Below are 24,666 nucleotides of genomic sequence, written 5' to 3' on the forward strand. Positions count from 1 at the left end.
TCATCCTGCCAATCAGTAGTTTTCGTGAGCCAGCGCTTCGTGGAGCCGGGGGTCGGCGACGGGGATGACGTACCGGTCGGAGGCGAGCCGGACGATGCCCGCCATCCAGATCCCGCCCACGCCGATCGCACACAGCAGCACCGGCGCGAACTGCGCGATAAACCCGTGCTCGTGATCCTCGTAGTTGGGCATCACCTGCCAGAACAGGTCCAATAGATGGAACACCGCCAGCCAGATCGCCCAGAAGGTCAGCACGGAAAGAATCCGTTTGCACCAGCGGCTCAGCAGCCCCAGGAACGGAATGAACGCGTGTCCGAACAGCAGGGCCAGCGCCACGCCGCCCCAGATGCCCGTGTCGACGCCGTCGAAAGTCGTCGCGCCGCGCTCCGCGAACCAGGCGGTTTCCTCGGGGATGTTCGCGTACCACTGGAGCATGTACTGGCTGAACGCCACGTAGGCCCAGAAGAACACGAAGCCGAAGAGCCACTTGCCCAGGTCGTGATAGTGTTCGGTGGTGACTTCATCGCGGAGGACGCCCTGGCTCTGAAGCAGGCGGAGGGTGAGGATCAGGATGGCGAAGAAGCCGAGCATCGACCCGCCGAAGACGTAGACGGCGTACATGGTGCTGAACCAGTGCGGGTCGAGGGTCATGAGCAGATCGAAGGCGAGTCCGGAGCCGGTGAGGGCGAAGAGCATGATCATCGGGCCGGCGAGGAACTGAAGCCGGCGGGTGTGGCTCGTGTCGGCGTCGCGATCCTGCGCGGTCGAATGGCGGAAGTAGAGCCATGCGATCGCCGAGAGGATGACGAAGTAGAGGACGATGCGGAGGATGAAGAAGTTGGAGTTGAGGTAGCCGCTCTTCCACTTCATCAGAAGGTCATCGGGCGCGGGGTGGGCCCAGGTGTGATAGATCGTGCCGTGCATGACGAGGATGGGGATGGCGAGGATGCCCATGAGCGGCATGTTCATCGCCATCAGTTCCATGATGCGGCGGATCGACACGCTCCAGCCGGCGCGGGTCAGGTGCTGAATGATCACGAAGAACAGCGCCGCCGCTGTGATGGTCAGAAAGTACATGTACCCGGTGAGGTAGATGTATCCGAAGCGGCCCCAGTCGCCGCCGACCATCGCCGCCGAACCGCCGAGCCCGACGATCGCCGCCAGCAGACCCAGCACGAAAAAGCGCGAGCCGGCCTTGGTGAGCTTGTGCTGCTCGCCGGGGGTGAACTTGATTTTCGCGTGATGACTCACGGTCAGGTCTCCAGATACCCGGTCACTTGCTTTCAGTGCCAAGCGTCTTGATGAATGCGATCAATGCCTCGATCTCGTCATCCGTCAGCGGCGGACCGGCGAGCACCATCAGCGGAGGATACGGCTGACCGGTGGCTTCATTGACGACGATCTTCGCGGGCGGATTGGCGATCGATTCGTGCAGGTACGCTTCGTCGATGGTGATCTCCTGCGGCGCCCCGCCGTTGACGACCACCTTTTCCTTCTTGCCGAAGATGCCATGCTCGAAGCTCGGGCACGGCGTCGGAACGCCCGCCGCCGCCGGCATATGACACACCGAGCAGGGCTTGAGCGGATTCTTGTAGAATAACTCCTTGCCCTTGGCGACCAGCGCATCGCCCGTCAGCTTCGGCCCGGTCTCCTTGGGCACTTCGACCACCGGCGCGTCCTTGAATTTCGCGTCCTTCAGATCCGCCGGCAGGTCCGTCACGGGAATGTTCTGCGACATCTGAAGTGCATGCACGTACGCCACGATCGCCCAGCGATCTTCGACGGGAATCTGCGACGCGTAGCTGGGCATCGTCGAGAGGCCTTCGCTGATGACGGCGAAGAGCTTGCCCGCGGGGTAGAGCGGTTCGGCGTACATCGGCCCGCCGGTCTTCTGATCGACCGTGTTCAGATCGCGCGGCGGGACCCAGCCGGGCGCCTGCGAGGGCTGCATCGCCGCCAGCGCCGCGGCGCGGCGGGCGACCATGCCGTCGCCGTAACCGTCGAGTCCGTGGCACACCGAGCAGTAGATCGTGTACCGCTCCTGCCCGCGCTTCAAGAGCGCCATGTCCAGCTTCATCGAATCCGGCAGGCCGTGAAACCACTTGCGGTCGCCGTTGGCCATGACCGGCTTGAGGTTCCCGTCGGTTTCGTAGCCGCGGTACAGATGATCGTCCTCATGCAGCTCGCCCGCGGCGACGGTCCCGGCGACGGGGTCGCGCATCGCGCGGCGGTCGGCGAAGAGGGGGTTCTCCGACTGGGCTTTGAACTTGGGCTGATTGTCCATGTCCTGAAAGATATGGATGCGCGGCGAGGACGATTTGGTCGTCCGCGCCTTGGCGATCAGCGCCAGGGGAATCCACGACGCGGTGATGAGAATCACCGCCGCGTAGATCAGAACGCTCGGCACCTTTTTGGGCGTCGGATTGGAAACGGGTTCGCTCATGCTTAATCCTCCAGCTCCTCGACGGCGCTCGCGCCGGCGTCATGCAGAAGCTGGGCTGTCTTGGCGCGGTCGAACTGTGCGTCCGCCGCCTCGATGCTGATGAAAAATCGATCCTGCGTCGCACGGGCGAAACGCGCACTCTTGAACACCGGATGATAAAACCGCGGCAGCCGGTTCATCGCCAGCATGCCCAGAAACGAACTGAACGCACTGAAAAGAATCGTCAGCTCGAAGATCGGCGGGATGAACGCCGGCAGCGAGTAGAACGGCTTGCCGGAAATATGGAACAGGTATCCGCGGATCGCATACGGCACGCCGTCGAAGCTCGTCGAGTTCGTGTACCACGTCAGCAGCAGTCCCGTCGCGCATCCGGTCAGACCGCACAGCAGCACCAGCCACGGCAGGCGCGTGTACTTGTGACCCATCGCCTTGTCGAGCCCGTGAATCGGGCAAGGCGTATGCGCTTCCCACCGGCGGAAGCCGGCGTCGCGGACGGTCGAAGCGGCGGCGAGCAGCGTGTCGACGTCGTCGAACTGCGCCAGCAGGCCGAAGAGCTTTTCGCCTTCGCGTGCGTGCGCCGAGCCGTGCGGTTCCTGCGTGAGGGTGGAGTGCTTAGCCATGGTGGGCCTCCGGGGCCGAGCCGTGCATGCGGTCCGCCACTTCGTCCATGTCCTCGTGCTCGCCCCAGGGTTCGCCCTGATGATGGGCTTCGGGCATGACCGAGCGGACTTCGGCCATGTTCACGACCGGCAGGAACCGCACGAAGAGCAGGAACAGCGTGAAGAAAAGCCCGAAGCTTCCGGCGAACATGCAGATGTCCACCCACGACGGGCAGTACGAGCCCCAGGCCGACGGCAGATGCGTCCGCGTCAGCGACATGATGATGATCCAGAAGCGTTCGAACCACATGCCGATCGTGACCGACATGCTCGCCGCCATCAGCACCGCCATGTTCTCGCGCAGCGGCCGGATCCAAAGGCACTGCGGGAAGATCACGTTGCAGAAGATCAGCATGCCGAACGCCCACTTGAACGGGCCGGTGTAGTAGTTCTCGAACGTGAACTGTTCGTAGACGTTCATCGAGTACCACGCGATGAAGAACTCCGTCGCGTACGCCAGCGTCACGATGAGCCCCGTCGCCAGCATGACCTTGGCCATGTTGTCGATATGCCGGGCGGTGATGATCTTTTCGAGCTTGAACCACTTGCGGCAGGGAATCGCCAGCAGCAGCACCATCGCGAACCCGCCGTAGATGGCGCCCGCGACGAAGTACGGCGGGAAGATCGTCGAGTGCCAGCCGGGCACCTGCGACACGGCGAAGTCGAACGACACGACGCTGTGCACCGAGAGCACCAGCGGGGTGCACAGGGCGGCGAGCAGGAGATACGCCCGCTCGTAACGATGCCAGTGACGATTCGATCCGCGCCAACCCAGCGACAAAACGCCGTAGGCGATCTGCCGAATCTTCGACCTGGAGCGGTCGCGCAGCGTGGCGATGTCAGGGATCAGGCCCATATACCAGAACACCAGCGACACGGAGAAGTACGTGCCGACGGCGAAAACGTCCCAAAGCAGCGGCGAGCGGAACTGGGGCCACATGCCCATCTGGTTCGGATACGGGAACATCCAGTACGGCAGCCACGGGCGGCCGATGTGAATGCCCGGCCAGATCAGGGCGCAGATGACCGCGAAGATCGTCATCGCCTCCGCGAACCGGTTGATCGACGTGCGCCACGACTGGCGGAACAGATACAAAATGGCGGAGATCAGCGTGCCGGCGTGACCGATACCGACCCAGAACACGAAGTTCACGATCGGGAAGCCCCACGCCACCGGGATGTTGTTGCCCCACACGCCCACGCCGGTCAGCACCAGGAAAAGGATCAGTCCCTGAAGCATGCCCAGCAAGCTGACGGCCACGAGCAGCGCGAGCCACCAGGCCGCCGGCGCCTTGTTCTCGCTCACCCCGCACACCGTCTCGGTGATCGAGGCGAACGTGGACCCGCCGATGATCTGCGGCGGCCGTTCGATGACAATCTCCGTCGTATTGTCGACGAACGGCTCTGAGATTCGATCTGTGGAAAGCGTCGTCATGGTTTTTCGTCAAATCAAGCGTGGTGTTCGCCGGCGGGTTCGCCCGAGCCGACGGAAGTTGCCGGGTTGTTGATCCGCGCCAGGTAGCGCGTGCGCGCCCGTACGTTCAGGTCACGCAGCATTTCGTAAGCGCGGTCGTTCTTGAACTGCTGCGAAACCTTCGAATTCGGATCGGACAGGTCGCCGAAGGTGATCGCCTGCGTCGGGCAGGTCTGCTGGCAGGCGGTGACGATCTGTCCGTCTTCGACATTGCGGCCCTCGTTCTTGGCGGGGATGGTCACGGCCTTGATGCGCTGGACGCAGAACGTGCACTTTTCCATCACGCCGCGCATCCGCACCGTGACTTCCGGGTTGAACTGCATCTGACGCACTTTGTCGATCGAAAGCTGCTGCTGATCGGGAATGCCCAGCCATGTGCCGCCGGTGATGTTCGAATGCACGGGCTTGGCGTGCCAGTCGAACCAGTTGAAGCGGCGGACCTTGTACGGGCAGTTGTTGGAGCAGTACCGCGTGCCGATGCAGCGGTTGTAGATCATCACGTTCAGGCCTTCGGAGTCGTGCGTCGTCGCCGCCACCGGGCACACCTGTTCGCAGGGGGCATTCTCGCACTGATGACAGGTCACCGGCTGATGCACCGCATGCATCTTGTTGGCGTTGTCGGGATCGCCCTTGAAATAGCGGTCCACGCGGATCCAGTGCATCGCGCGCCCGCGGGCCGCTTCCTGCTTGCCCACCACCGCGATGTTGTTTTCCGACTGACACGCCATCACGCACGCGTTGCATCCGATGCACGACGACAGGTCGATCGACATCGCCCAGCGGGGCTGACCTTCGTAATAGTCCACCGGCTCGTCAATGATCTGCAGCGGCATCGTCCTGCCGCGCTCTTCCTGCGAAGGCACATGCGGCGCTTCATCGATGCGGAACTCGATGACGTGGTGCTTGCCGCTGTGCATGTTGTGCTTGTAGTTTTCGTATTCCTCGACCGACGCTTCGCGGTAAAGCTCGCCGCTGACGCGGTGCTCGCGCTCGCGCCGGGCGGTGGGGTCGATGGCGTAATAGTCCTGCGTCGTGGCGATCTGGTACTTGCGGCCGAGCTTTTTGAGGTCGACGCGCATGGCGTACATCCGGCTCGCCGTGCGGGCCTGGTAAACGTCGAACCCGACCTCGTTGCCGACGTAACCGGCCGCGGTCCGGCCGTAGCCCAGCGACATCGTGATCGACTCGTCCGCCTGACCGGGCACGATGAACACGGGGGCGTTCATCGTGCGGTCGCCGACCTTCAGTTCGACCAGGTCGCCCTGAGCGAGACCGAGCGACTCGGCCGTCTTCCATCCGACGATCGCCACGTTGTCCCAGACGACTTTCGTCATCGGGTCCGGCAGTTCCTGAAGCCAGCCGTTGTTGGCGAAACGCCCGTCGTACACCGCATAATCCTGACGGAACGTCAGCTCCAGCCCCGTATCCGCCACCGTCGCGGACACGATCGCCAGCGCCTTGTCCGACACCGACACCTTGACCGTCTCGGCGGCGCTGTTGGCGAGCAGACCGTCCGAAAGCGTCTTGCGCCACTGGCGCTCAAACACATCCGACCCGATCCACTGACTGAACGTGCGGCGGACGATCGCCAGGCCGTCGGTGATTTCCTCGCCGCTCAGTTTGGCGAGCAGTTCGATCGCGCTGAGCGTGCCGTAGAGCGGAAGGATCAGGGGCTGTACCACGCTGATCGTCCCGTCCCATGCCCGCGTATCGCCCCACGCTTCAAGGTAATGCGATCGCGGCAGGTGCCACGCGCAGCCCTTGGAGGTTTCGTTGACGTAGGTGCTCAGATGAATGCTGGTCTTGACCTTGGCCAGAGCGGCGGCGAAGTTCAGATCGACCGGCGCGTCATACACCGGGTTGCCGCCGATGATCAAGAGCGTCGGCACCGACCCGTCGTTCATGAGCTTCGTCAGCGTCGAAAGCGCCTCGACATGTGACGGGCGCGTCTCGTCGGGTTCGGCAAGGTACGACACGGTCGAGCCGAGGTTGCCGAGCTTTTCGTTGACGAGCGCCGCCAGGGCGTGCGTCGCCGCCGGTTGCGTCGGACCGGCCGCCACGAGGCCCTTGCCTTCGTTGGCCTTCAGTTCGGCGGCGAGGCGCTTGACGAACGCCGCGGCGTCGCCGTCGAGCGGCGTGGCGGACGAGACCTGAATCCCCAGTTCCGACGCCACGGCCTTGAGCACATCCAACACGCGGCCGGACGCCACGGCAAGACGCTCATCAGCGCACGTGCCGGTGATCGTGAACGTGTTTTCGACCGCGTACATGCGGCTCATCGTGGCGTCGAGCCCCTTGCGGCCGGCCGCCCATGCGCGGGCATGCGCCAGCGAAGCGGGATGCTCGCCGAGAATATCGGCGTCGAAACACGCGATGACCTTCGCCTTGTCGAGATGGAGCTGCGCCCGGACCGCTTGTCCGAACGCCAGTTTCGCGCCTTCCCGTTCGTTGTCGCGCGTCAGCGCTTCGTATTCGTACCACTGCACCTTGGGCATCTTCGCCCGCAGGGCTGCGATGCTCGGCGAACTGGTCGCTTCGCACAGCACGGACAAGCCTTCGCCGTCCGCGAACTTGCCGACCGCCTTGAAGAACGCGTCGTATGTCGAGTCCTTACCCGCGTTCAGGACCCGGCGGCTGCGTTCGGGATCGTACATTTCCAGCACGCTCGCCTGCGCATACACGCCGGCGGCGCCATTGGACTGCGGATGCGACGGATTGCCTTCGATCTTGGTCGGGCGACCGTCGAAGCTGGTCACCAGAAGCGGCTGCGCCACGCCGCCGAGCTCCATCGCCGTGGCGTAATGCACCGGGATGCCGGGGATGCGGCCCTCGGGGCGCATGTTGTACGGGGCGACCTTCTGTTCGGGCCAGCGGCGGCAACCGCTCATCGAGCCCGCGCCCGCCAGCGCCATCGAGGCGCCCATGATCTTCATGAAGCTGCGACGGGAGGGGGATTCGAGAATCTGCTCAGGCGTGTAGTCCGCGAACTCCTTGGATAGAAGCTCACGGAACTGCGGTGTGTCCTGCAGATCGTCGAGACTGCGCCAGTAGGCCCGGCCTGTTTTGTTGGGATTTACCGATGGCATAGAGAGCAATCCGACATCTGCTTGGCGTTTCGAATGTTCTTGTGCTCAAACATCTCCTGGCCGATCTTGAGCTTCTCTTCGCTCTTCATGTCCCAACCCCACATCAGGTTCGTGACCTGATCGACGGGGCGGAGATTCGGAGCCGGGTCACGATGGCACTTCAGGCACCAGCCCATGCTCAGTTCCTTGGCCTGATACACGCCGTCGGAACCCATGCGGTCCACGCGATCGTGGCACGACACGCAGGAGACGCCCTTGTTGATATGGGCCGAGTGATTGAAGTAGGCGTAGTCGGGCAGGTCATGCACCTTGACCCACTCGACGGGCATGCCGGTCTGATACGCCTCGTAGAGCGGGGCGAGTTTAGGATTGGGCTTGCCCGCGGCGTCGACCTTGCGAATCGCATGATGGCAGTTCATGCAGATGTTGGCGGAGGGGATCGCCGCGAACCCGGCTTTCTCGACGGTGGTGTGGCAATACCGGCAGTCGAGGCCGAGCTGATTGACGTGCAGCTCGTGGCTGTAGGGAATGGGCTGATGGGGCTGGTAGTTGACGTCGGTCGTGGACGGCGCGCCGATGAGCCCGACGAGGAGGATGTTGTAGGGCAGCCCGGCGAAGATGGCCACCAGCGCCACCGGCAGGACATAGTTCGCCCATCGTGGGAAGACAAACGGTCGCCTGTTTTCGTCATGCGGCATGGATTCGTCGCCAATCGTGGCAATTTGTGATTTTTTTCACAAGTCTGAGAGCACAGGATTTTACCGTCAACGGACGGCTTGTCAAAGCAGCCGGTCAAGCATCCGTGTGCTCCCCTGATCACGGAGCGTTAAGAGTACTCAGTTCATCGAACCAAGCAAGCCGCTGTGGATAGTTTTTCCTGCGATCAGGTCAACGGGGGTGTGAACCGTCATCATCGGCGGCATTGAAAAGCTCGAAACCCGAAATCCGAAACCCGAACCAAAGGCACCGCCGCCTCGGGGGTTTGGCTTCGCGTTTGGAGTTATGAGCTTCGAGTTTCGACGCTGCAGGCGTCAGCGGGTGGATCAGAAGCGGTGTCGCTGAACGCCATTCATGACTCAGCCCGGCGGCGCCCGCGCCAGCTCAGCCCCGCCATGATGATCGCCGCGGCGCTCGTCGGTTCCGGAACCGCCCGCAGACTCAGCATCATGTGCTCGAACACAAAGTGCCCCACCGCCGACCCGGTCAACAGGCCCCACTGGGCGTCGAACTGATAATGCACGCCCAGATAGATGCGGCTCTGGGCATCCTCCAGCGCCATTTCGCTCAGCGATGTAAACGTCCGTGCATCCCCGCTGTAGCCCGGGTCGCCGGATACGATGGTGAACGGGTCGATGACGTCGGACCCGAAAAAGTCGGCGAGCACCTGCGCCATCGCCGCCGCGAACGTCGCATGCCCCGACGTGTACGCCGGGAACGGGGGCGTGAACCCGTTGACCGTCGTGTCCGCCGAGAGGGGCTGCCAGGCCGGGTCGGCGACCGTCTGATCGTTCCCGTCGATGTCCGCGTCATGGATCGCCGTGACCGGCCGCCAAAGGTCCAGGTCCGTGGCGAATTTGGCGTCCCACGCCACGATGCTTGCGTCGCCCATGGCGATGTTCACCAGCGCGAACAGCCGCGCGTTTTCCGCCACGTCGAGCCCCGCATTCGCCGAAATCACCTGCGTGATGTAGTTCAAATGCCCCGGCGGCTTCCACGTCCCATTACGATCGTTCGCCCAGAACGAAGCCGTCTGCGTCTCGTAATCCGTCCGCGTCGAGCCGACGAGCGCCCCCTTCTCCTTCACCTCATTGAACGCATCGGCGTACTCCTGCGACGTCAACTCCGGCGGGGCCGGCGGACGAAACTGGTCGTGCGAACTGATCGCCCAGGGCGTCACCATATACCACTCCGGGCCCCATGCATTCCCGCCCGGCCCCATCTCCGTCGGCTCCCATTGCCCCGGCCCCGAACCGCCCACATACGGATTGCTCAGATTCGATTGGTCATTCGCCCGCGAAGCGAGGATCGCCGCCGCCACCTCTTGCCCCAGCATGATCCCCGCCAGCTTGTCCGCCCCATCGCTGACCTGCGCCAACTCCGCATCGCGCTTCGCATCGAACATCGCACCGAGCGCCGGCAGACCATTGACATCGAACGTCGCTGCCAACACATCGTGCGCCGCCGTCGCGATCGCCGCCCGGTACGACGTTGTCTCCGGCACGTCGAGCTTGAGCAGGTAGGGCGTGTGCGTTCCATCGATGCTGTTGAAGGCGTCGTAGATCGCCGTGTGGAGCATCGCCCCCTGCCGCGCGATCGGCCCGGGCCCGCCGCCCTGAATTTTGATGGCGTCCAGCAGCACGTTGTTCCATGCCAGCACCGGGTCCGCCCCACCGTCGTATACGACCGCGGGAGCGCCCGCTCCGATGCCCAGACACACGACAACCCACGCACACGCCATCGCGAGCCGACGAGAATACATAGATGATCTTCCTTCTGGAACCCTCGGTCTTTTGTCCCGAATTCAGAACCTTAATATACCCCATTTCCCGCTGTTTTACAAGCAAAATCGCGCTTCGCCGCCTCGCGCCCCAACTGCCCGTCCGCCCTGTTCTTGCACGCGTCATCAGCCACCCGCTTCGACATCGCCCGCGATTGCGTTATCCTTTACCGACTATGCCCCCACTCTTCGCCGCCGCCCTTGTCGTCTTTCTCGAAGGCCTGAGCTTCGGCATCGTCCTGCCCGTGGTGACGCCCTTCGTCGAGCAATTGCATGGCACCGAACGATGGGCCGGGTTCATCTTCGCCGCCGCCACACTCCCCCGCGTCTTCTGCGCCCCCCTATGGGGCAAGCTCTCCGATCACATGGGCCGACGACCCGTCATGGCACTCGTCGTCATCGGAACCACCACCGCCTCCATCATGTGGGCCCTGACCACCCGGCTCGACGGCTTCCTCTTCTCCGGCCTTGTCTGGCTCCTCATCGCCCGGACCATCTACGGCCTCTTCGCCGCCCAATCCGTCCTCGGACTCGCCGTCGCCTCCGATGTCTCCGACGCAAGCAAACGCGCCGCCGCCATGGGCGTCCTCGGCGCCGCCTTCGGTCTCGCCTTCACTTTGGGCCCCGCCATCGGCGGCTACTTCGCCGTCCACTTCGGAGCCGTCAACATCGGCTGGCTCGCCGGCTCCGTGCAGATCTGCTCGCTGCCCGTGATCCTCCTGCTCCTGCGCGAAACGCTGCCCAAAACCCTCGAAGAAGCCGAGGAACACGACGTCTTCGCACACCCCAAGTCCATCCTCCATCTCGCCACCGTCCCCGTCGTCCTCTGGCTCATTCTCGTCTGCGTCATCGCCACCGCCGCCTACTCCCTCATGTTCCCCACCATTCAACCCCTCACCGAAAAATGGTACGACTGGCACATGGGTGACGTCGGCGTCGCCCTGTCGATCTTCGGCCTCATCGGCGCCTTCGTCCAGGGCGGCATGATCCGACCCACCGTCAAACGACTCGGCGAAAAGACCACCGCGCTCCTGGGCCTCGCGCTCCTGGGCATCGGCATGATCTGGCTCGGAACCCATCCGATTTCGCACGTCGCGCTCTGGGCCGCCCTTTCGCTCATGGCCATCGGCACCGGCTTCTCCGTCCCCACCCTCACCGGCCTCATGTCCCTCTCCGTCGACGAACGCGACCAGGGGGCCGTGCACGGCCTCAACCAGTCCGCCACCAGCATCGGCCGAACCCTCGGCTTCGGCGCCTCCGGACTCCTCTTCGTCCACAGCGCCCCCCTGACCTACTACACCGGCGGCCTCGCCTCCCTCGCCGCCCTCCTCATGCTCCTCCTCCACCGCCCCCGCAAACACACACACCCCGCCCCCTGACCCCCCGGCCCGCCCCCAAGTCGAGGGCTGAGCGCAGCGAAGCCCCGGATCGCCACCACTTCACCACTTCACCACTTCCCGCGCACCGGCGCGCTCCGACTCCCCGAATTCGCCCGCCCCGAGCGCCCCCCGTTTTCACACCCAAAAACCCCATTTTCGCGCCGATCCGCCCGACTACCCGCGCGCACCGCGCGGTCCTGTGCGCACCACCGGACCCGCCGCGTCACCCCTGTGCGACGCTTTTAAAGGACTTACCAAAACCCCGTGCGCACACCGCGCGCACTTGCGACATCCCCATGCGCCAATCGCGCCGTGCCGGTGCGCCATCTGACAAAATCCCCCGCCATCCATACCCACATTCCCCCCACCGGCCCCACGTTCCCACGTGAGCTTCCTTGATGGGGACGGCGCTCCTTCAAAGGGAGCCCCGCGTGGCCACGCGGGGCGGGTCGGGGTGCGGTTGGGTCGGCGTTATGGAGCGGTGACGAGTTGGTCCTTGGGGTTTTCGGTGAGGACGAGGCCGCGGAAGTGGTAGGTGACGTGGGCGTTGTTCTGGTGGAGCTGGAGGCCGAGGGGGGACTCCTTGAGCATGTCGGGCTGGTCGGTGAAGTCGAAGACGAGCTTGCCGTTGGCGGCCATGCGGATGCGGTCGCCGATGACGAGGATTTCGATCTGGTTCCAGTTGCCTTCCTTTTCGATGCCGGGCGGATGCCAGGAGCCGGCGTGTTTGGCGGGTTCGACGCGGTTGCGGCGGTGGGCGTCCCAGATGCCCCAGTCGTGACAGAACATCAGGAGCGGGCCTTTGAATCCGTGCGGGTCACCGGCGTCGGTGATGACCTGGCCCAGCGCGGCGACGGCGGAGTGAATCGTCGAATAGCCCGAGCCCATGGTCTGCTTGACTTCCAGCAGCAGGCGGAAGCTGCGGTAGGATTTTTTGGTGAAGAGGTAGGTGCTCGCGGGGACGGGCGTCGTGTTCTTGCCTTCGATGGCGCCATCGACGACGGACCAGTATTTGTCGGTGCCTTCCCAGCCGCTCAGGTCCGCGCCATTGAAAAGCGACTGGGCGACTTCGCCCTCGGGGAGCTTGACTTGATGCGCCCAGTCATCGGTCCCGGCGAGCGCGGCGGCGGCGCAGATCAGACTCACAAAGAGCGTCGGAAGCGGCGTGCGGGTCTTCATGGGAGGGACCTCGTTGAGGGGATTTTTCTTGGATGCGCGTCACTTGGGTTCGACGCGGGGGCCGATGTAGGCGGTGGCGATGACGACGTCGTCGTACCACTTTTTGTTGGCGCGTCGGGTGTTGGAATGGATATGCAGGCCGACGGAGGCGCGGTTGATTTTCAGCGTGGGCACGTCGCGGAGCCGGAGGTTTTGAAAATCGGCGATGAGTTTGCCGTCGAGCCAGCAGGCGATGCGGCCGTCGGATTGGCCGGGCGTGTTGGCCCGCACCATCAGTTCGTAGCAGTACCATTGGTCGAGCTTCTGCGTGATGTCGGGTCGGGGGACGAACTTGTCGCCGAAGTCGCCCCTTTTGTAGGAGAAGGGCAGGACGGAGCCGGTCGGGAAAAAGTGATCGCCCCACTCGGATCGCTGAGCGGGGTGGTAGACGTAGACGTTGAGCCGGCCGGGGGAGGTTTCGTTTTCGCGTTCGCGCCAGTTTTCGAAGGCGATGAGGAACTTGTTGCGTCCGTCGGCCTTGACGCCGGCGGAGGCCTCGGGCGTGCCGGGGCCCAGCGCTTCGAGATGGGCGCCGTTGTGACTGGAGCCCAGCTCGTCGAAGCCCGCTTCGAACTGCGAGTAGTAACGGAGGAACACGACGTCGTAGCCGTCGCCCAGATGTTTCTCGACGGCGTTGGAGAGTTCGGCGGCCTGCTGGGGGACGGTGAACTGAAGCGCGCGGCGGCCGGCATGGACATGCGGCGCATCGGTGGTGTACTGCGTGCGGTTCTGTTGAAAGATGTTGTCCCACTTGTCGGCGAGGTCGCCGGTCTCAAAGTCATCGTGCAGGAGCACGGCCGGTTCGTTTTCGAGGCCGACGTCGCCGGGATGTTTGGCGGCGAGGCCGGTGTCGCCTTCGCTCAGATCGGCGGCGAAGGCGGGGCCGGCGGCGAGCAACATGAGGAGAAAGAATGACCCGGCGGCGCGACGGCCGGGCGAAAGGGGACGGGATGAACCGGAGGGCCTCACGACGACAACAACCTATCGCCGGCGCGGCGGCGGTGCAAACAAGCGGACGAAAAGCGGGATGAGTATGCACCCCGGCGATCCGCTACGATGTGGCACCATGAAAAAGTTCATCACGCTGATCGTCATGCTGTTTGCCGTACACACCCCCGCCGTCCGCGCGGCGGACGACATCGGGGCGACGCGCATCGCGAAATGGAAGGATGACAAGGCGTGTGCCTTCGTGCTCATGTTCGATGACAGTTGTCCGACGGATGTGAAGATCGTCGTGCCGGAGCTTGAGAAGCGGCGGATGACGGGGACGTTTTACATCAATCCGGGGTCGGGGCAGTATGGGGCGAATCGCAAGGCGTGGGAGGAGACGATTCCGGGGGCGGGGTTTGAGTTGGCCAATCACACGTTCACGCATCGCGGGGGCGACACGAAGTCGGACATCGAACAGGAAGTCGTTCGATGCAATGAGGCGATTCACAAGACGACGCCGACGATGAACTGGCCGCGGCTCGTTTCGTACGGGCAGCCGGGCGGGATCAAGCCCGAGCGCTGGCCCAGCACGAAGGGCGAACTGGCGGCGATCCTGGCGAAGAATCATCTGATCGACCGCCCGGACTTCGGCGGGCGCGGGGCGATGATCGCGTTTCATACTTCGGGCGAAATGCTCGCGCATGTCGACAAGGCGATCCAGTCGGGGGCGATGGAGTGCATCGTGTTCCACGGCGTCGGCGGGGACTGGATCACGACGCCGCTCGATGTGTTCACGGGCTTTCTCGATGGGCTGGCGACGCGGCGGCAGAAGGTCTGGCTCACCCGCCACATCCCCGCGCATCAGTACGCCACCGAGCGCGACAGCGCACAGGTGAAAGTCACGCGGGCCGACGCAACGACAATCAGGCTCGCGCTGAGCAGCGGCGCGGACCCGAAGTTTTACGATCAGCCGCTCACGCTCATCACGCATGTCCCGGCGGACTGGAAAACATGCACGATCACGCAGGGCGAACGGACGATCGAAGCGGCGTCGAAGGACGGCGCGGTGATGTATGACGCGACGCCGGGCGGGCAGGTGATCACGATTCGCAAAAAGTAATGTTGTCTCGTATTGGGGGAGCTGCCCCGCTGAAGCGGGGTCGGGCGGCGAATGCGGGAAAATCGCGGTAAATTCCGGGGAATTTCCGAGGGCGGAAAAAAGATTTTAAAATTTCGGGATTTGTGGTTTACATCTGCGGGGAATGAGGCCATACTCGGTGGCCTGTCCGGTGCGCGTCTGCGAATTCGTGCGTGCATCGGCGGGACGGATTCGAACGAGATACTCACTGAAACTTTGGGACGAGGGCTCGGGCGGGTTGTCATTGGTCGTGCCGTTGCGCGACGGGTGATGATGCGGTTCGTGCGGCGATCGCCATCGGGTGATGGCGGGGTCGATGGTGAATTTACACAGGAGAATGTGCAAATGTGTAGTGCATCCGGAATCACGCGGAGGAAGGTCGGCGGACGGTCGCGGACGTGTCGCATCGTGTCGGCGGCATTGCTGGGGGCGATGCTCGCGGCGGGATCGGTGCAGGCGGGATTGTCGGGGCCGACGGTGAATGTGACGTTCAACATCGCCGTGGACACGCCGGTGATCGGCGACAACATCATCGACTACACGCTCGACGCCAGCAGTCTCGGGCAGGGCATGCCGACGGCCGGTGACGAGGTGACGGGGACCGCCAGCGCGACGCTCGGCCTCGTCAGCGCGACCGGCGATCCGCAGATCACCGACCTGGTTTTCAATGGCGGCTCGACCATCAATCTCTCCGACTTCAGCTTCAGTCTGGGCGCACTGGGCAGCTTCGCTTTCCAGAACCTCGTGGGTCAGCCGTTCACAATCGGCGCTTCGACGCTCTCGACCCCGGCGACGCTCGCGCAGACGGGCCTGTTCCCCGCATCGAATCATGAGATTCGCGCCAATCAGGGCAATTTCGTTCCTTCGGGGCTCATCAGCGGAATCATCGGTCCGGTCGACCTGTCGACCGAACCGCTCGACTACGTCGGGGACACCACCCGCCACGGCACGCTCACCGTCGCGCTCAACTCCAGCAGCGGCGGGATGTCGACCTATGACGTCGTCTTCGTGATCCCGCTCAGCAACGACTCGTCACCGAGCTACGCCGAGGGGCTCACCGCGCACTCGGAAGGCGACTGGGTCGGCGTCGGCCAGTTCACGGTTCCCAACGCCACGACCGTCCCCGAGCCCGCGTCGATGGGACTGCTGGCGATCGGCGCGACGGCGCTGATGATGCGCCGCCGGCGGTAAGATTCAACTTGCATGATTTCATCCATGACGCCCGCGCTTTACCGCGCGGGCTTTTTTGCGCCGTGACGGCGCAAAGTGATGTTGACGGGATGCGCCGCGGGATGAACAATGTCGTTGGAAGGGCCGCGGAGGATGTTCCGCCGCGGGCTTGAGGCGTGTTCGATGTGTGTCCGAGCAAGCCAAGGAGTATCGCGATGAGTCTTCAGTCAATCGGCAAGAAAGTCGTGGACATGTGCAACGCGGGCAAGAACTTTGACGTGATGCACACGCTGTACGATCCGAACATCGCGTCGGTGGAGCCGACGGGCAAGGCGACGGTCGGCAAGGAACCCGTCATCAAGAAGTCGGAAATCTGGGCCACGACCGTCGAGATTCACGGCGAAAAAGTCGTCGGCCCGTTCTTCCACGGCCCCGACAAGTTCGCCACCAAGACGATCTTCGACATCACCCGCAAAGCCACCGGCCAGCGCGTCCAGCTCGAGGAAATCACCGTCTACACCGTCAAAAACGACCTGATCACCCGCGAGGAATTCTTCTTCGGCGGGGATCAGTGGTGAACTGATGTGTTTCTAATTTCGAGTTTCTGGTTTCGAGTTTCGAGTTTCGAGTTTCATCGAACCTGGCGTCATTCGATTTTGTCGCCGCGGAGGGCGTACCAGGCGAACCAGCGGGCGCGCATTGTGGGGGATTGGACGATGTCCATGAGGGCGCGGCCGCCGGGGGGCGGGAGCGGGGCGACGGGGAAGCGGAGTTCGCCTTTGTCGTAGTAGTCGGGGAGGGGATCGCGGTAGTAGCGTTCCTTGTAGATGTTGTTGCCGGTGAAGACGCTCGTGTCGGGGTGCTGCTCGGACCAGTCTTTCCATGTGCCGTACCAGAGGGGCAGGACGGTGAGCGATTGACCGGCGAGCGGGCCGGCGATGGCGGCGGCTTTGAGCTGACAGAACAGCGACATCGAATCGCGGTCGTACATGACAAGGTTCGAGTTGTAGAGCAGCCCGCTGAAACCGAAGTTGAGCGTTATGCCGTTGAGCCGGCGATCGAAGACGACGCTCGAATCGCAGAGCGGGTTGTATGTGACGGCGACGGGCGCGCCGCCGATGGTATCGTTGACGATTTCGTGCCAGCGGAGATAGCGGATCGGATACGCGCGGGACTCGCCGTTGATCGTGACGCCGATCACCTCGTCATGCGAGACGACGAAGCGGGTCCAGCTTTTGAAATTGCGTTCGTCGAGTTCCTTGAGGATGGGGAGCGTGGTGGCGTGGTAACCGGCGTGCTTGAGGTCGCCGACGTTTTGCTCGACGACGAGTTCCATGCCGTCGACGACCGGTTGCGAATCGCGCGACATGCCCGAGGCGACAAGCTGCTCGCGCGGCACGGTGAGGTTCGAGAGGTCGAAGTGATACGATTCGACATGCTCGCCATCGCCGACGACGGAGGTGCGGATGGTGTAGATGCGCCAAAGCTGCTGCGCCATGACGAGCGTGAACAGCGCGGCGAAACCGAGCATGAGATAGAGGAAGCTGCGCCGCCCGGCGGCGGCCTGAGCTTTGGGATCGTCAATGGGGAGAGGCATCATGGGGGAAACTCGAACAGAGGCGGGGCATTGAAAATTGAGAATTGAAAAATGCAAATTACAAAATGCGGATGAGCGCTCGGCACGTGCATCAATTTGCAATTTTCAATGGTCATTTTTCAATTTGCAATTCCCATTCACCGCGAAATCGTTTCGCTGACGATCGGGTCGGCGGCGAGGACGGGGGGCGTGGCGAGGTCGGTGCTCGGCTGCGCGGCGGCGGCCTGGATGGCTTCGAGCGGGATGTCGTAGTACATCTGCGACCGGTCGAGAACCATGAGCGTCATCAGCACGGGCAGGTAGACGAGCGTGGCGAGGAACAACCGGCGGGCGCGGGCGTCGGACAGATCGTGACTGAGTTGAAGGCAGAGCCGGATAATCCAGGCCCCGAGGATCAGCGAGCCGACGGCGTAGACGTAGCCGGTCAGCCCGACCATGGTCGAAGCCAATCCGATCGGCAAGAGCGCCCATGACCACATCACGACGGTGCGTCCGGTGATCGAGCCGGTGGGATCGACGATGGGGAGCATGCGATAGCCGCCCAGCGCGTAGTCCTTTCGGTAGAGCCAGGCGAGGGCGAGGAAGTGGGGAATCTGCCAGACGAAAAGCGTGGCGAACAGGACCCACGCCCCGCGATCGATCAGCCCGGCGGCCCCGGCGTAGCCCATCATCGGCGGAATCGCCCCGACGACGGAGCCGACCATCGTGTTGGCCGTGCTGATGGGTTTGAGCGGCGTGTAGATGAGCGTGTAGATGAGAATCGTCAGCAGGGTCAGACCGGCGGCGAGCGGGTTGACCATCGCGGCCTGAAGCGTCACGCCGAACCCCGCCGCGAGCACGGCGAAGACCACGGCGTGGAGCCGGCTGATGCGCCCCGACGGCAGCGGACGACGACACGTGCGCGGCATCTTGGCATCGCGCTCGATCTCGTAAAGCTGATTGAATGTGCTCGCGGCGGCGGAGGCGAAGAACGTCCCGACAAGCAGATAGCCCAGCTTCGCCCAGTCGATGGGCCCGACCGATCCGAGCACGAACCCGACGCCCGCCGTGACCATCACCAGCGCGGTGAGGCGGAACTTGGTCAGCTCCTTGTAGACGTCCACCCAATGGCGCAGCCCCATCGACACCGAGGGCACGGCAGGGACGGAAGCGGGCAGCGGCTGGTTCATTTGGGGTCTTTTCCGAGTCGGGACGGTGAGAAGGGCATGGTAGGTTCATCGACCGAATCGGGCAAGCGTCGGGAGAACGCGCAAGCGATGCGCTGCCACTCCCTCTCCCACCGGGAGAGGGCCGGGGTGAGGGTGGCTCCGCAGTCGGGCGCGCTTCATTGCGGATGCAGTCAGTGATCGGGCGCCCCCTCAACCGGCCCTGCGGGCCGACCTCTCCCGGAGGGAGAGGTGAAAGCACTGTCAAAGCGTCGCCGGGCGGTCTACGATATGGGTCCACCATGAGCGCGTCCTTGGACATTTCGCCGTCGAGCCCCCGCGGGGGCGATGTATTGACCATCGGGTTCGGCACGACGGTGGCGATGTGGGCGATCGGGTACGTGACGAAGATGCCGCTGTTCGTGGTGAGTCCGATGCTCATCGCGGGTCTGCTGCTGGCGGCCCTGCTCGTCGGCGGGTTCGTCGCCGGTCGCTCGACGCGGCGGGGATGGTCCGGCGGCCTGCTGGCGGGGTTCATCACGGCCGCGCTGAACCTGCTCATCGTCGGGGCGGTCATCAGCGGGAAAAATGCCGCCGCCGATGCGCCGTCGCCGCTCACCTGGGCGCCCGGCACGCTTTTCATCACGGCGATCATCATGTCCCTCGCGGCGGCGGTCGGGTCGCGCTTCCGTGCGCCGTCGCCGGCGGAGCCGCGCAATTGGACGGGACGCTTCGCGCTGGTGGCGATGATCGCCGTCGGGCTTCTGCTCATCGCCGGCGGACTGGTCACGGGCCACGAAGCCGGGCTGGCCGTGCCCGACTGGCCCCGCACGTATCACACGAACATGTTCCTCTACCCGCTGGCCCGCATGACCGGCAACATCTATTACGAACACGCCCATCGACTCTACGGCGCGCTGGTCGGCCTGACGACGATCGTGCTGGCGATGCACCTGTGTCATGTGGACCGCCGGCGGTGGGTCAAGGCGCTGGCCCTGCTGGCCATCGTCGCCGTCGTCGCGCAGGGCGTCATGGGCGCGGCGCGCGTATTGATGGCCCACTCCAACGGCGGCGTCGAAGTCGCCACCGCCGCCAACGAGACCGACGCCTCCATCGCCCTGCGCATCATCCACGGCGTCTTCGCGCAAATCTTCTTCGCGCTGATGGTGACCCTCGCCGTCGTGACCAGCCGGGCGTGGCGCACCGCGACGAAGCGCACGCTGCATCACGCCGCGGGCGTCGATCGCTGGCTGAGCGTTTCGCTTTTCGCCGCCATGATCGTTCAGCTCATTCTCGGCGCCGTCGTGCGGCATACGGGCAAGGCGGTGTTCGAGCACATTTCGATGGCCTCGGCCGTGTTCCTGCTCGCCGTCATCACGGGCATGCGCGCGTGGGGCGTTCACGGCGAGGCGGACCGGACGCTCAAGCGCTTGGGCATTGCGATGGCGCTGATCGTCTGCGTGCAGGTCGGGCTGGGCATCGCGGCGCTGGTCGTGATCAACATGAGCAAACAAGCCGGTCACCCGGTGGCGGCCGATCCGATCGTCACGACCCTGCATCAGGCCAACGGGGCCGCCCTGCTGGCGGTCACAACGGCGATGATGCTCTTTTCGCACCGTTTTCTCGCTCCCGATCCGCACGGCAAGACCGAGCACTTGAACGCGGCGGGGGTCGAAGCGTAAAATAGACGTACGTGTCCAATATTCAATCTTCCGCATGTAAGGTAGGTGCATCATGCGTTACCGCAAGTTTCCCAACACTGATCTGGCTGTGAGCGAAGTGGGCTTTGGCGTGTGGACCGTTTCGACGGACTGGTGGGGCGTCACCGATGAAGCCCTCCGCCGCAAGCTCGTCGCCGACGCGTTCCACAAGTACGGCATCACGCACTTCAACACCGCGCCGACCTATGGCGACGGGTACGGCGAAACGCTGCTCGCCGACGTGCTGGGCGATGTGCGCGACAAGGTCGTCTACGCCACGAAGTTCGGCTACGACCTGACCGACACCGAAGGCCGGCCCGGCCACCGCGAGCGCGCTCATGACTACGACACCCGTTCGATCCGACGCCAGTGCGAGGAATCGCTCAAGCGGCTCAACACGGACGTGATCGACCTGTACGAAGGCCACAACAGCCGCCTCGAACACATCGACAACGACGACATCATCGCCGCGCTCGAGAAGCTCAAGGACGAAGGGAAAATTCGCTACTGGGGCGTGTCGCTGGGGCCCAAGATCGACCCGGGCCGACAGGTCGACGAAGCGATGGCGGCGATCCGGCGCGGGTATCATGGCGTGCAGATCATCTACAATCTGCTCGAGCAGGCGGTCGGTTCGCCGATTCTCGACGAGGCCCGCAAGGCCGGCGTCGGGCTCATGACGCGCGTGCCCCACTCTTCCGGTCTGCTCGAAGGAAACCTCACGCCCGAGACGACCTTCCCCAAGTGGGACCACCGCTCGCACCGTCCGAAGATCTGGCTCACCGAAGGGCTTCAGAAAGTCGAGCAGCTTGAGTTCCTCACCGCCGGCGGCGGGCGCACGATGGCGCAGGCCACGCTTCAGTTCATCCTGCGCAATCCCGTTTTCGTCTCGACGCTGCCGAACATCTACGACGAGCAGAACCTCGCCGAGTTCGCCGCCGCCCCCGACACGCCGCAGCTTTCCGACGCCGAGTACAACGAGGCGCAGCGCCTTTACGCCAACAACTTCGGCCTCGAACCGGCGTCAACGATGTAAGAACGCGTGTGAGAAGACCATGGATCAACGAGCCGCGACCGTCAGGGAGCGGTCGAAACAGGTAACAATGAGCGGCGCCTTGACCGCTCCCTCACGGTCGCGGCTCGTTAAACGCCCCCTTCTCACACACGTTCTAAGACAGGGAATTGCAAATTGAGAATTGAGAAATGCGAATTGAGGCCCGACGCCTCTGACAATTTGCATTTTTCAATGGTCATTTTTCAATTTGCGATTTCCTTGGTGTCTCCGTGTCTGCGTGCTTGTTTTTGAGGATGTTTTGATGGGTATTGAATTGCCGCTCGCTGACGTGCCGCCCGGTGCGATGGAGCGTATTGAGATCGACGGGCAGGCCGTGATGGTGACGAACGTCGATGGCGACATCTACGCGGTGTCCGACACGTGCACGCATGCGCAGATCAGTCTCAGCTCCGGGTCGCTGCACGGAAGGCAGGTCATGTGCCCGTGGCACGGGGCGATGTTCGACCTGAAAACCGGCCGGCCGACCTGCGGTCCGGCCGTTGATCCGCTGCGCTGCTATCGGGTGCGCATCGAGAACGAGACGATCCACATCGAAACGGGCGCGGATTAAGTTGCGACTCTCCTTCGTTGGAGAGAAGCGGGCGTCATGGTTCGAGGACGCGGACGCGGTGATTGTTCGTGTCGCCGATGTAGATGCGGCCGTCGGGGCCGAGGCCGATGCCGTGCGGTCGATCGAGTTTGGCGCTCGTCGCGGGACCGCCGTCGCCGCCGTCGCCGCGGGCTTTGGGGCCGGAGCCGGCGATCGTGTCGATGGTTTGATTCGCCGTGTCGATGACGCGGATGACCTGGTTTTCAGTGTCGGTGATGTAAAGATGATGGTGATCGTCGGCGACGATGCCTTTGGGGCCGTTCATGGTCGCGGCCAGCGCGGGTCCGCCGTCGCCGGCGTATCCGCTCTTGCCGGTGCCGGCGATGTGCTGAAGTTTGCCGGTGTCGAGGTTCATGCTCCAGACGCTGTTGCCTTCGCGCAGGGCGATCCAGAGCGTGCGTCCCTGCACGCACAGCGCCCGCGGTCCCGCCATCGGATGATCCGCCGCGATTTGGCCATCGGTCGGCAGCTTCTTCTCGCCGTTGCCCGCCACGGTTTCGATGATCCCCGTATTCAGATCGACGCGACGGATGCGGTTGTTTTTGATGTCGGCGATGTAGAGTTGATGTCTGGCGTTGTCGATCGCGATCGAGTGGGGTTCGTGAAGCTGGGCCTTCGTCGCCGGGCCGCCGTCGCCGGCGAATCCGGGTTGTCCGGTCCCGGCGAGGGTGGTGATGACGTGCGTTTTGGCGTCGACGCGGCGGACGATGTGATTGAGTCGCTCGACGACGAAAAGGTTGCCCGCGTCATCGAAGCGCACTTCGTAGGGTTCGTTCATGCTCGCTTGGGTCGCCGGTCCGCCGTCGCCGCTGTAACCCTTTGTGCCGTTGCCGGCGATCGTGGCGACCTGCCCGGTTTTGAGATCGACGCGGCGGAGTCGGTGGTGCGAGACTTCGCAGACGATCATGGCGCCGTCGGGGGCGAATTCGACGCCGAAGGGCTGGCCGATGTTGGCGGAGGCGACGGGGCCGGCGGGACCGTTGTCGGCTTCGACGCCCGTGCCGGCGACGGTATGGATGGTCAGGGGGGCGTCGGCGGACGCACCCGCTGCGATCAACATGATGCAAAGCGGGACATGAGCAATGCGCATGGGCGTCTCCATTTACAAAGAAACCCACGGATGAAATCCGTGGGCTTCATGGGCGATGGATCGGGCGGCGCTCAGCCGGCGGCGGCGCTGATGGCGGCGGAGAGATCGGCCTTGTTGGTCATGCCGACGAACTTCTTGGCGATCTCGCCGTTCTTGAACACGATCACCGTGGGGATCGCGTTGATCTGATACTTGAGGGTCACGTCGCGGTTGGCATCGGTGTCGATCTTGCCGATCTTCGCCTTGCCGACGAAGTCATCGGCGAGTTCGTCGATGATGGGCGCGAGCATGCGGCAGGGCATGCACCACTCGGCCCAGAAATCGACGACCACGGGGACATCGGCCCCGAGCACTTCGGACTGGAAATTGGCGTCGGTAAACTGTTGAACGGCTTTGCTGGCCATGGCTTGGCTCCTGTCGTTAGTGGGGGCCATTGTACGGACGGCCCCGGCGGCGATCAAGACGCCGCATGCGTTCTGTGATGCCCCGTGACGGCCGCGGTTACATCCGCCGCCTGCCGATTGATCATCACATCATGCACGCGAAAGAGCTTCACCCCCGCCGCCACGCCGATCGCCGTCGTCGCCGCCGTCGCCGCGGCGCGCTGCGCCGGTTCGGCCCGACCGGTGATTTGACCAAGGAATCGCTTGCGCGAAGCGCCCAGCAGAATCGGATAGCCGGTCCGCACCAGCGCGGGCAGGTCGGCGAGCAGACGCAGATTGTGTTCGGTCGTCTTGCCGAAGCCGATGCCGGGGTCGAGGATGATACGGCTCGGATCGACGCCCGTCGCCATCGCCGCATCGACGCGCCCAAGCAGAAAGTCGCGCACCTCCGTGACGACGTTCTGATAATGCGGATCACGCTGCATGGTGGCGGGCTCGCCGAGCATGTGCATGAGCACGACCGCGGCGCCGCACTCGGCGACGAAGGGGAGCATCGCCGGATCATCGCGGCCGGCGGAGACGTCATTGACGATCGACGCACCGGCGCGGATCGCCGCCTCGGCGACGGAGCGGCGCGTGGTGTCGATGCTGATGGGCACTTGAACCTGCGGGGCGAGCTTTTCGAGCACGGGCATGACGCGGCGAAGCTGTTCATCGGCGTCGATGCGCGATGCGCCCGGCCGCGTCGACTCGCCGCCGAGGTCGATGACGTCCGCGCCTTCGTCGATCATGTGCATCGCATGCCCCGCCGCCGCATCGACCGAGCCGTAGGCCGCGCCGTCGGAGAAACTGTCGGGCGTCAGATTCAAAATGCCCACGATCACCGGGCGATCGAGCGAAAGCGTCCGATTATGCGGCAGCGTGAGCTTCATCGTGCTTCATGTTAGAGCGGTTTCAATAAATGTGTAGCCACCCATCCTAACGAGCCGCGCGCGTCAGCAAGCGGTCGAGCCCGCACCCAATCACGTTCCTTGACCGCTCCCTCACGGTCGCGGCTCGTGGGGAACGCTATTTGATTTGTGAAACCGCTCTAGTC

At 63.8% G+C, this 24,666-nt stretch carries 21 protein-coding genes; 7 read left to right on the top strand and 14 right to left on the bottom strand.

Annotation, left to right across the window (positions count from 1 at the left end; translation table 11 throughout):
- Nucleotides 1-12 precede the first annotated feature (12 nt).
- The 7 genes from GC162_04430 to GC162_04460 all read right to left on the bottom strand — a co-directional run bounded on the left by GC162_04430 (nucleotide 13) and on the right by GC162_04460 (nucleotide 10,141).
- Complete coding sequence (locus GC162_04430; GenBank protein ID MBI1367882.1) at nucleotides 13-1,251, bottom strand: quinol:cytochrome C oxidoreductase; 1,239 nt, start codon at nucleotides 1,249-1,251, stop codon at nucleotides 13-15.
- Nucleotides 1,252-1,273: 22 nt separating this feature from the next.
- Nucleotides 1,274-2,443 (bottom strand): c-type cytochrome, encoded by a 1,170-nt coding sequence (locus tag GC162_04435; GenBank protein MBI1367883.1) that lies wholly within the window; start codon nucleotides 2,441-2,443, stop codon nucleotides 1,274-1,276.
- 2 nt (nucleotides 2,444-2,445) lie between these two features.
- The gene (locus tag GC162_04440; GenBank protein MBI1367884.1) at nucleotides 2,446-3,063 is read right to left on the bottom strand and encodes a DUF3341 domain-containing protein; all 618 of its coding nucleotides are present in this window, start codon (nucleotides 3,061-3,063) and stop codon (nucleotides 2,446-2,448) included.
- Nucleotides 3,056-4,537, bottom strand: coding sequence for a hydrogenase (locus tag GC162_04445; GenBank protein ID MBI1367885.1), 1,482 nt, complete (start codon nucleotides 4,535-4,537; stop codon nucleotides 3,056-3,058). The genes GC162_04440 and GC162_04445 overlap by 8 nt, the downstream gene beginning before the upstream one ends.
- A 14-nt stretch (nucleotides 4,538-4,551) precedes the next feature.
- Nucleotides 4,552-7,662 (bottom strand): 4Fe-4S dicluster domain-containing protein, encoded by a 3,111-nt coding sequence (locus GC162_04450; GenBank protein ID MBI1367886.1) that lies wholly within the window; start codon nucleotides 7,660-7,662, stop codon nucleotides 4,552-4,554.
- Nucleotides 7,650-8,360, bottom strand: a complete 711-nt coding sequence (locus GC162_04455) for a cytochrome C (GenBank protein ID MBI1367887.1) — start codon at nucleotides 8,358-8,360, stop codon at nucleotides 7,650-7,652. Before GC162_04455 ends, GC162_04450 begins: the two co-directional genes overlap by 13 nt.
- A 371-nt stretch (nucleotides 8,361-8,731) precedes the next feature.
- Nucleotides 8,732-10,141 (bottom strand): phosphatase PAP2 family protein, encoded by a 1,410-nt coding sequence (locus GC162_04460; protein MBI1367888.1) that lies wholly within the window; start codon nucleotides 10,139-10,141, stop codon nucleotides 8,732-8,734.
- A gap of 2 nt (nucleotides 10,142-10,143) precedes the next feature.
- On the opposite strand from GC162_04460, the gene GC162_04465 reads away from it, so the two are divergent.
- Complete coding sequence (locus GC162_04465; protein MBI1367889.1) at nucleotides 10,144-11,538, top strand: MFS transporter; 1,395 nt, start codon at nucleotides 10,144-10,146, stop codon at nucleotides 11,536-11,538.
- A 471-nt stretch (nucleotides 11,539-12,009) separates the two neighbouring features.
- On the opposite strand, the gene GC162_04470 is transcribed toward GC162_04465, so the two are convergent.
- Both GC162_04470 and GC162_04475 read right to left on the bottom strand, forming a co-directional pair.
- Complete coding sequence (locus GC162_04470; protein ID MBI1367890.1) at nucleotides 12,010-12,717, bottom strand: DUF1080 domain-containing protein; 708 nt, start codon at nucleotides 12,715-12,717, stop codon at nucleotides 12,010-12,012.
- Between the two features lie 39 nt (nucleotides 12,718-12,756).
- Entirely contained in the window at nucleotides 12,757-13,551 is a 795-nt protein-coding gene (locus GC162_04475) for a hypothetical protein (protein MBI1367891.1), read from the bottom strand.
- Between GC162_04475 and GC162_04480 the strand changes: the two genes are divergently transcribed.
- From GC162_04480 to GC162_04490, 3 genes are all read left to right on the top strand, one after another.
- Nucleotides 13,496-14,806: a polysaccharide deacetylase family protein gene (locus tag GC162_04480; GenBank protein ID MBI1367892.1), complete on the top strand. Its 1,311-nt coding sequence runs from the start codon at nucleotides 13,496-13,498 to the stop codon at nucleotides 14,804-14,806. The genes GC162_04475 and GC162_04480 overlap by 56 nt on opposite strands.
- Nucleotides 14,807-15,169: 363 nt before the next feature.
- Nucleotides 15,170-16,015 carry a PEP-CTERM sorting domain-containing protein gene (locus GC162_04485; protein MBI1367893.1) on the top strand — a complete coding sequence of 282 codons (846 nt, stop codon included), beginning with the start codon at nucleotides 15,170-15,172 and terminating at the stop codon, nucleotides 16,013-16,015.
- 194 nt (nucleotides 16,016-16,209) lie between these two features.
- The gene (locus GC162_04490; protein ID MBI1367894.1) at nucleotides 16,210-16,572 is read left to right on the top strand and encodes a nuclear transport factor 2 family protein; all 363 of its coding nucleotides are present in this window, start codon (nucleotides 16,210-16,212) and stop codon (nucleotides 16,570-16,572) included.
- 68 nt (nucleotides 16,573-16,640) lie between these two features.
- Here GC162_04490 and GC162_04495 read toward each other — a convergent pair whose 3' ends face one another.
- Nucleotides 16,641-17,363: a DUF3179 domain-containing protein gene (locus GC162_04495; protein ID MBI1367895.1), complete on the bottom strand. Its 723-nt coding sequence runs from the start codon at nucleotides 17,361-17,363 to the stop codon at nucleotides 16,641-16,643.
- Nucleotides 17,364-17,728: 365 nt separating this feature from the next.
- Nucleotides 17,729-18,760 (bottom strand): protoheme IX farnesyltransferase, encoded by a 1,032-nt coding sequence (cyoE, locus tag GC162_04500; GenBank protein MBI1367896.1) that lies wholly within the window; start codon nucleotides 18,758-18,760, stop codon nucleotides 17,729-17,731.
- 164 nt (nucleotides 18,761-18,924) lie between these two features.
- Here cyoE and GC162_04505 point away from each other — a divergent pair, with 164 nt between their 5' ends.
- The 3 genes from GC162_04505 (at nucleotide 18,925) to GC162_04515 (ending at nucleotide 22,058) form a co-directional block, all read left to right on the top strand.
- Nucleotides 18,925-20,418, top strand: coding sequence for a hypothetical protein (locus GC162_04505; GenBank protein ID MBI1367897.1), 1,494 nt, complete (start codon nucleotides 18,925-18,927; stop codon nucleotides 20,416-20,418).
- Between the two features lie 52 nt (nucleotides 20,419-20,470).
- The gene (locus GC162_04510) at nucleotides 20,471-21,469 is read left to right on the top strand and encodes an aldo/keto reductase (GenBank protein ID MBI1367898.1); all 999 of its coding nucleotides are present in this window, start codon (nucleotides 20,471-20,473) and stop codon (nucleotides 21,467-21,469) included.
- A gap of 280 nt (nucleotides 21,470-21,749) precedes the next feature.
- Nucleotides 21,750-22,058 carry a Rieske 2Fe-2S domain-containing protein gene (locus tag GC162_04515; GenBank protein MBI1367899.1) on the top strand — a complete coding sequence of 103 codons (309 nt, stop codon included), beginning with the start codon at nucleotides 21,750-21,752 and terminating at the stop codon, nucleotides 22,056-22,058.
- A gap of 34 nt (nucleotides 22,059-22,092) precedes the next feature.
- On the opposite strand, the gene GC162_04520 is transcribed toward GC162_04515, so the two are convergent.
- From GC162_04520 to folP, 3 genes are all read right to left on the bottom strand, one after another.
- The gene (locus GC162_04520) at nucleotides 22,093-23,187 is read right to left on the bottom strand and encodes a hypothetical protein (GenBank protein ID MBI1367900.1); all 1,095 of its coding nucleotides are present in this window, start codon (nucleotides 23,185-23,187) and stop codon (nucleotides 22,093-22,095) included.
- Between the two features lie 71 nt (nucleotides 23,188-23,258).
- Nucleotides 23,259-23,591: a thioredoxin gene (gene trxA, locus GC162_04525; GenBank protein MBI1367901.1), complete on the bottom strand. Its 333-nt coding sequence runs from the start codon at nucleotides 23,589-23,591 to the stop codon at nucleotides 23,259-23,261.
- A 53-nt stretch (nucleotides 23,592-23,644) separates the two neighbouring features.
- A complete protein-coding gene (folP, locus tag GC162_04530; protein ID MBI1367902.1) occupies nucleotides 23,645-24,502 on the bottom strand; it encodes a dihydropteroate synthase in 858 nt (285 codons plus the stop codon).
- Nucleotides 24,503-24,666 lie beyond the last annotated feature (164 nt).

The sequence above is a fragment of the Planctomycetota bacterium genome (genome assembly GCA_016125255.1).
In the GTDB taxonomy this organism is placed as follows: Bacteria; Planctomycetota; Phycisphaerae; order Phycisphaerales; family Zrk34; genus RI-421.

Excerpts from the sequence above, each read along its gene's own strand:
- GC162_04435 (MBI1367883.1), bottom strand. The coding sequence starts at position 2,443 with ATGAGCGAACCCGTTTCCAATCCGACGCCCAAAAAGGTGCCGAGCGTT.
- GC162_04440 (MBI1367884.1), bottom strand. The coding sequence starts at position 3,063 with ATGGCTAAGCACTCCACCCTCACGCAGGAACCGCACGGCTCGGCGCAC.
- GC162_04445 (MBI1367885.1), bottom strand. The coding sequence starts at position 4,537 with ATGACGACGCTTTCCACAGATCGAATCTCAGAGCCGTTCGTCGACAAT.
- GC162_04450 (MBI1367886.1), bottom strand. The coding sequence starts at position 7,662 with ATGCCATCGGTAAATCCCAACAAAACAGGCCGGGCCTACTGGCGCAGT.
- GC162_04455 (MBI1367887.1), bottom strand. The coding sequence starts at position 8,360 with ATGCCGCATGACGAAAACAGGCGACCGTTTGTCTTCCCACGATGGGCG.
- GC162_04460 (MBI1367888.1), bottom strand. The coding sequence starts at position 10,141 with ATGTATTCTCGTCGGCTCGCGATGGCGTGTGCGTGGGTTGTCGTGTGT.
- GC162_04465 (MBI1367889.1), top strand. The coding sequence starts at position 10,144 with ATGATCTTCCTTCTGGAACCCTCGGTCTTTTGTCCCGAATTCAGAACC.
- GC162_04470 (MBI1367890.1), bottom strand. The coding sequence starts at position 12,717 with ATGAAGACCCGCACGCCGCTTCCGACGCTCTTTGTGAGTCTGATCTGC.
- GC162_04480 (MBI1367892.1), top strand. The coding sequence starts at position 13,496 with ATGTTGTCCCACTTGTCGGCGAGGTCGCCGGTCTCAAAGTCATCGTGC.
- GC162_04485 (MBI1367893.1), top strand. The coding sequence starts at position 15,170 with ATGTGTAGTGCATCCGGAATCACGCGGAGGAAGGTCGGCGGACGGTCG.
- GC162_04490 (MBI1367894.1), top strand. The coding sequence starts at position 16,210 with ATGAGTCTTCAGTCAATCGGCAAGAAAGTCGTGGACATGTGCAACGCG.
- GC162_04495 (MBI1367895.1), bottom strand. The coding sequence starts at position 17,363 with ATGTCGCGCGATTCGCAACCGGTCGTCGACGGCATGGAACTCGTCGTC.
- cyoE (MBI1367896.1), bottom strand. The coding sequence starts at position 18,760 with ATGAACCAGCCGCTGCCCGCTTCCGTCCCTGCCGTGCCCTCGGTGTCG.
- GC162_04505 (MBI1367897.1), top strand. The coding sequence starts at position 18,925 with ATGCAGTCAGTGATCGGGCGCCCCCTCAACCGGCCCTGCGGGCCGACC.
- GC162_04510 (MBI1367898.1), top strand. The coding sequence starts at position 20,471 with ATGCGTTACCGCAAGTTTCCCAACACTGATCTGGCTGTGAGCGAAGTG.
- GC162_04515 (MBI1367899.1), top strand. The coding sequence starts at position 21,750 with ATGGGTATTGAATTGCCGCTCGCTGACGTGCCGCCCGGTGCGATGGAG.
- GC162_04520 (MBI1367900.1), bottom strand. The coding sequence starts at position 23,187 with ATGCGCATTGCTCATGTCCCGCTTTGCATCATGTTGATCGCAGCGGGT.
- trxA (MBI1367901.1), bottom strand. The coding sequence starts at position 23,591 with ATGGCCAGCAAAGCCGTTCAACAGTTTACCGACGCCAATTTCCAGTCC.
- folP (MBI1367902.1), bottom strand. The coding sequence starts at position 24,502 with ATGAAGCTCACGCTGCCGCATAATCGGACGCTTTCGCTCGATCGCCCG.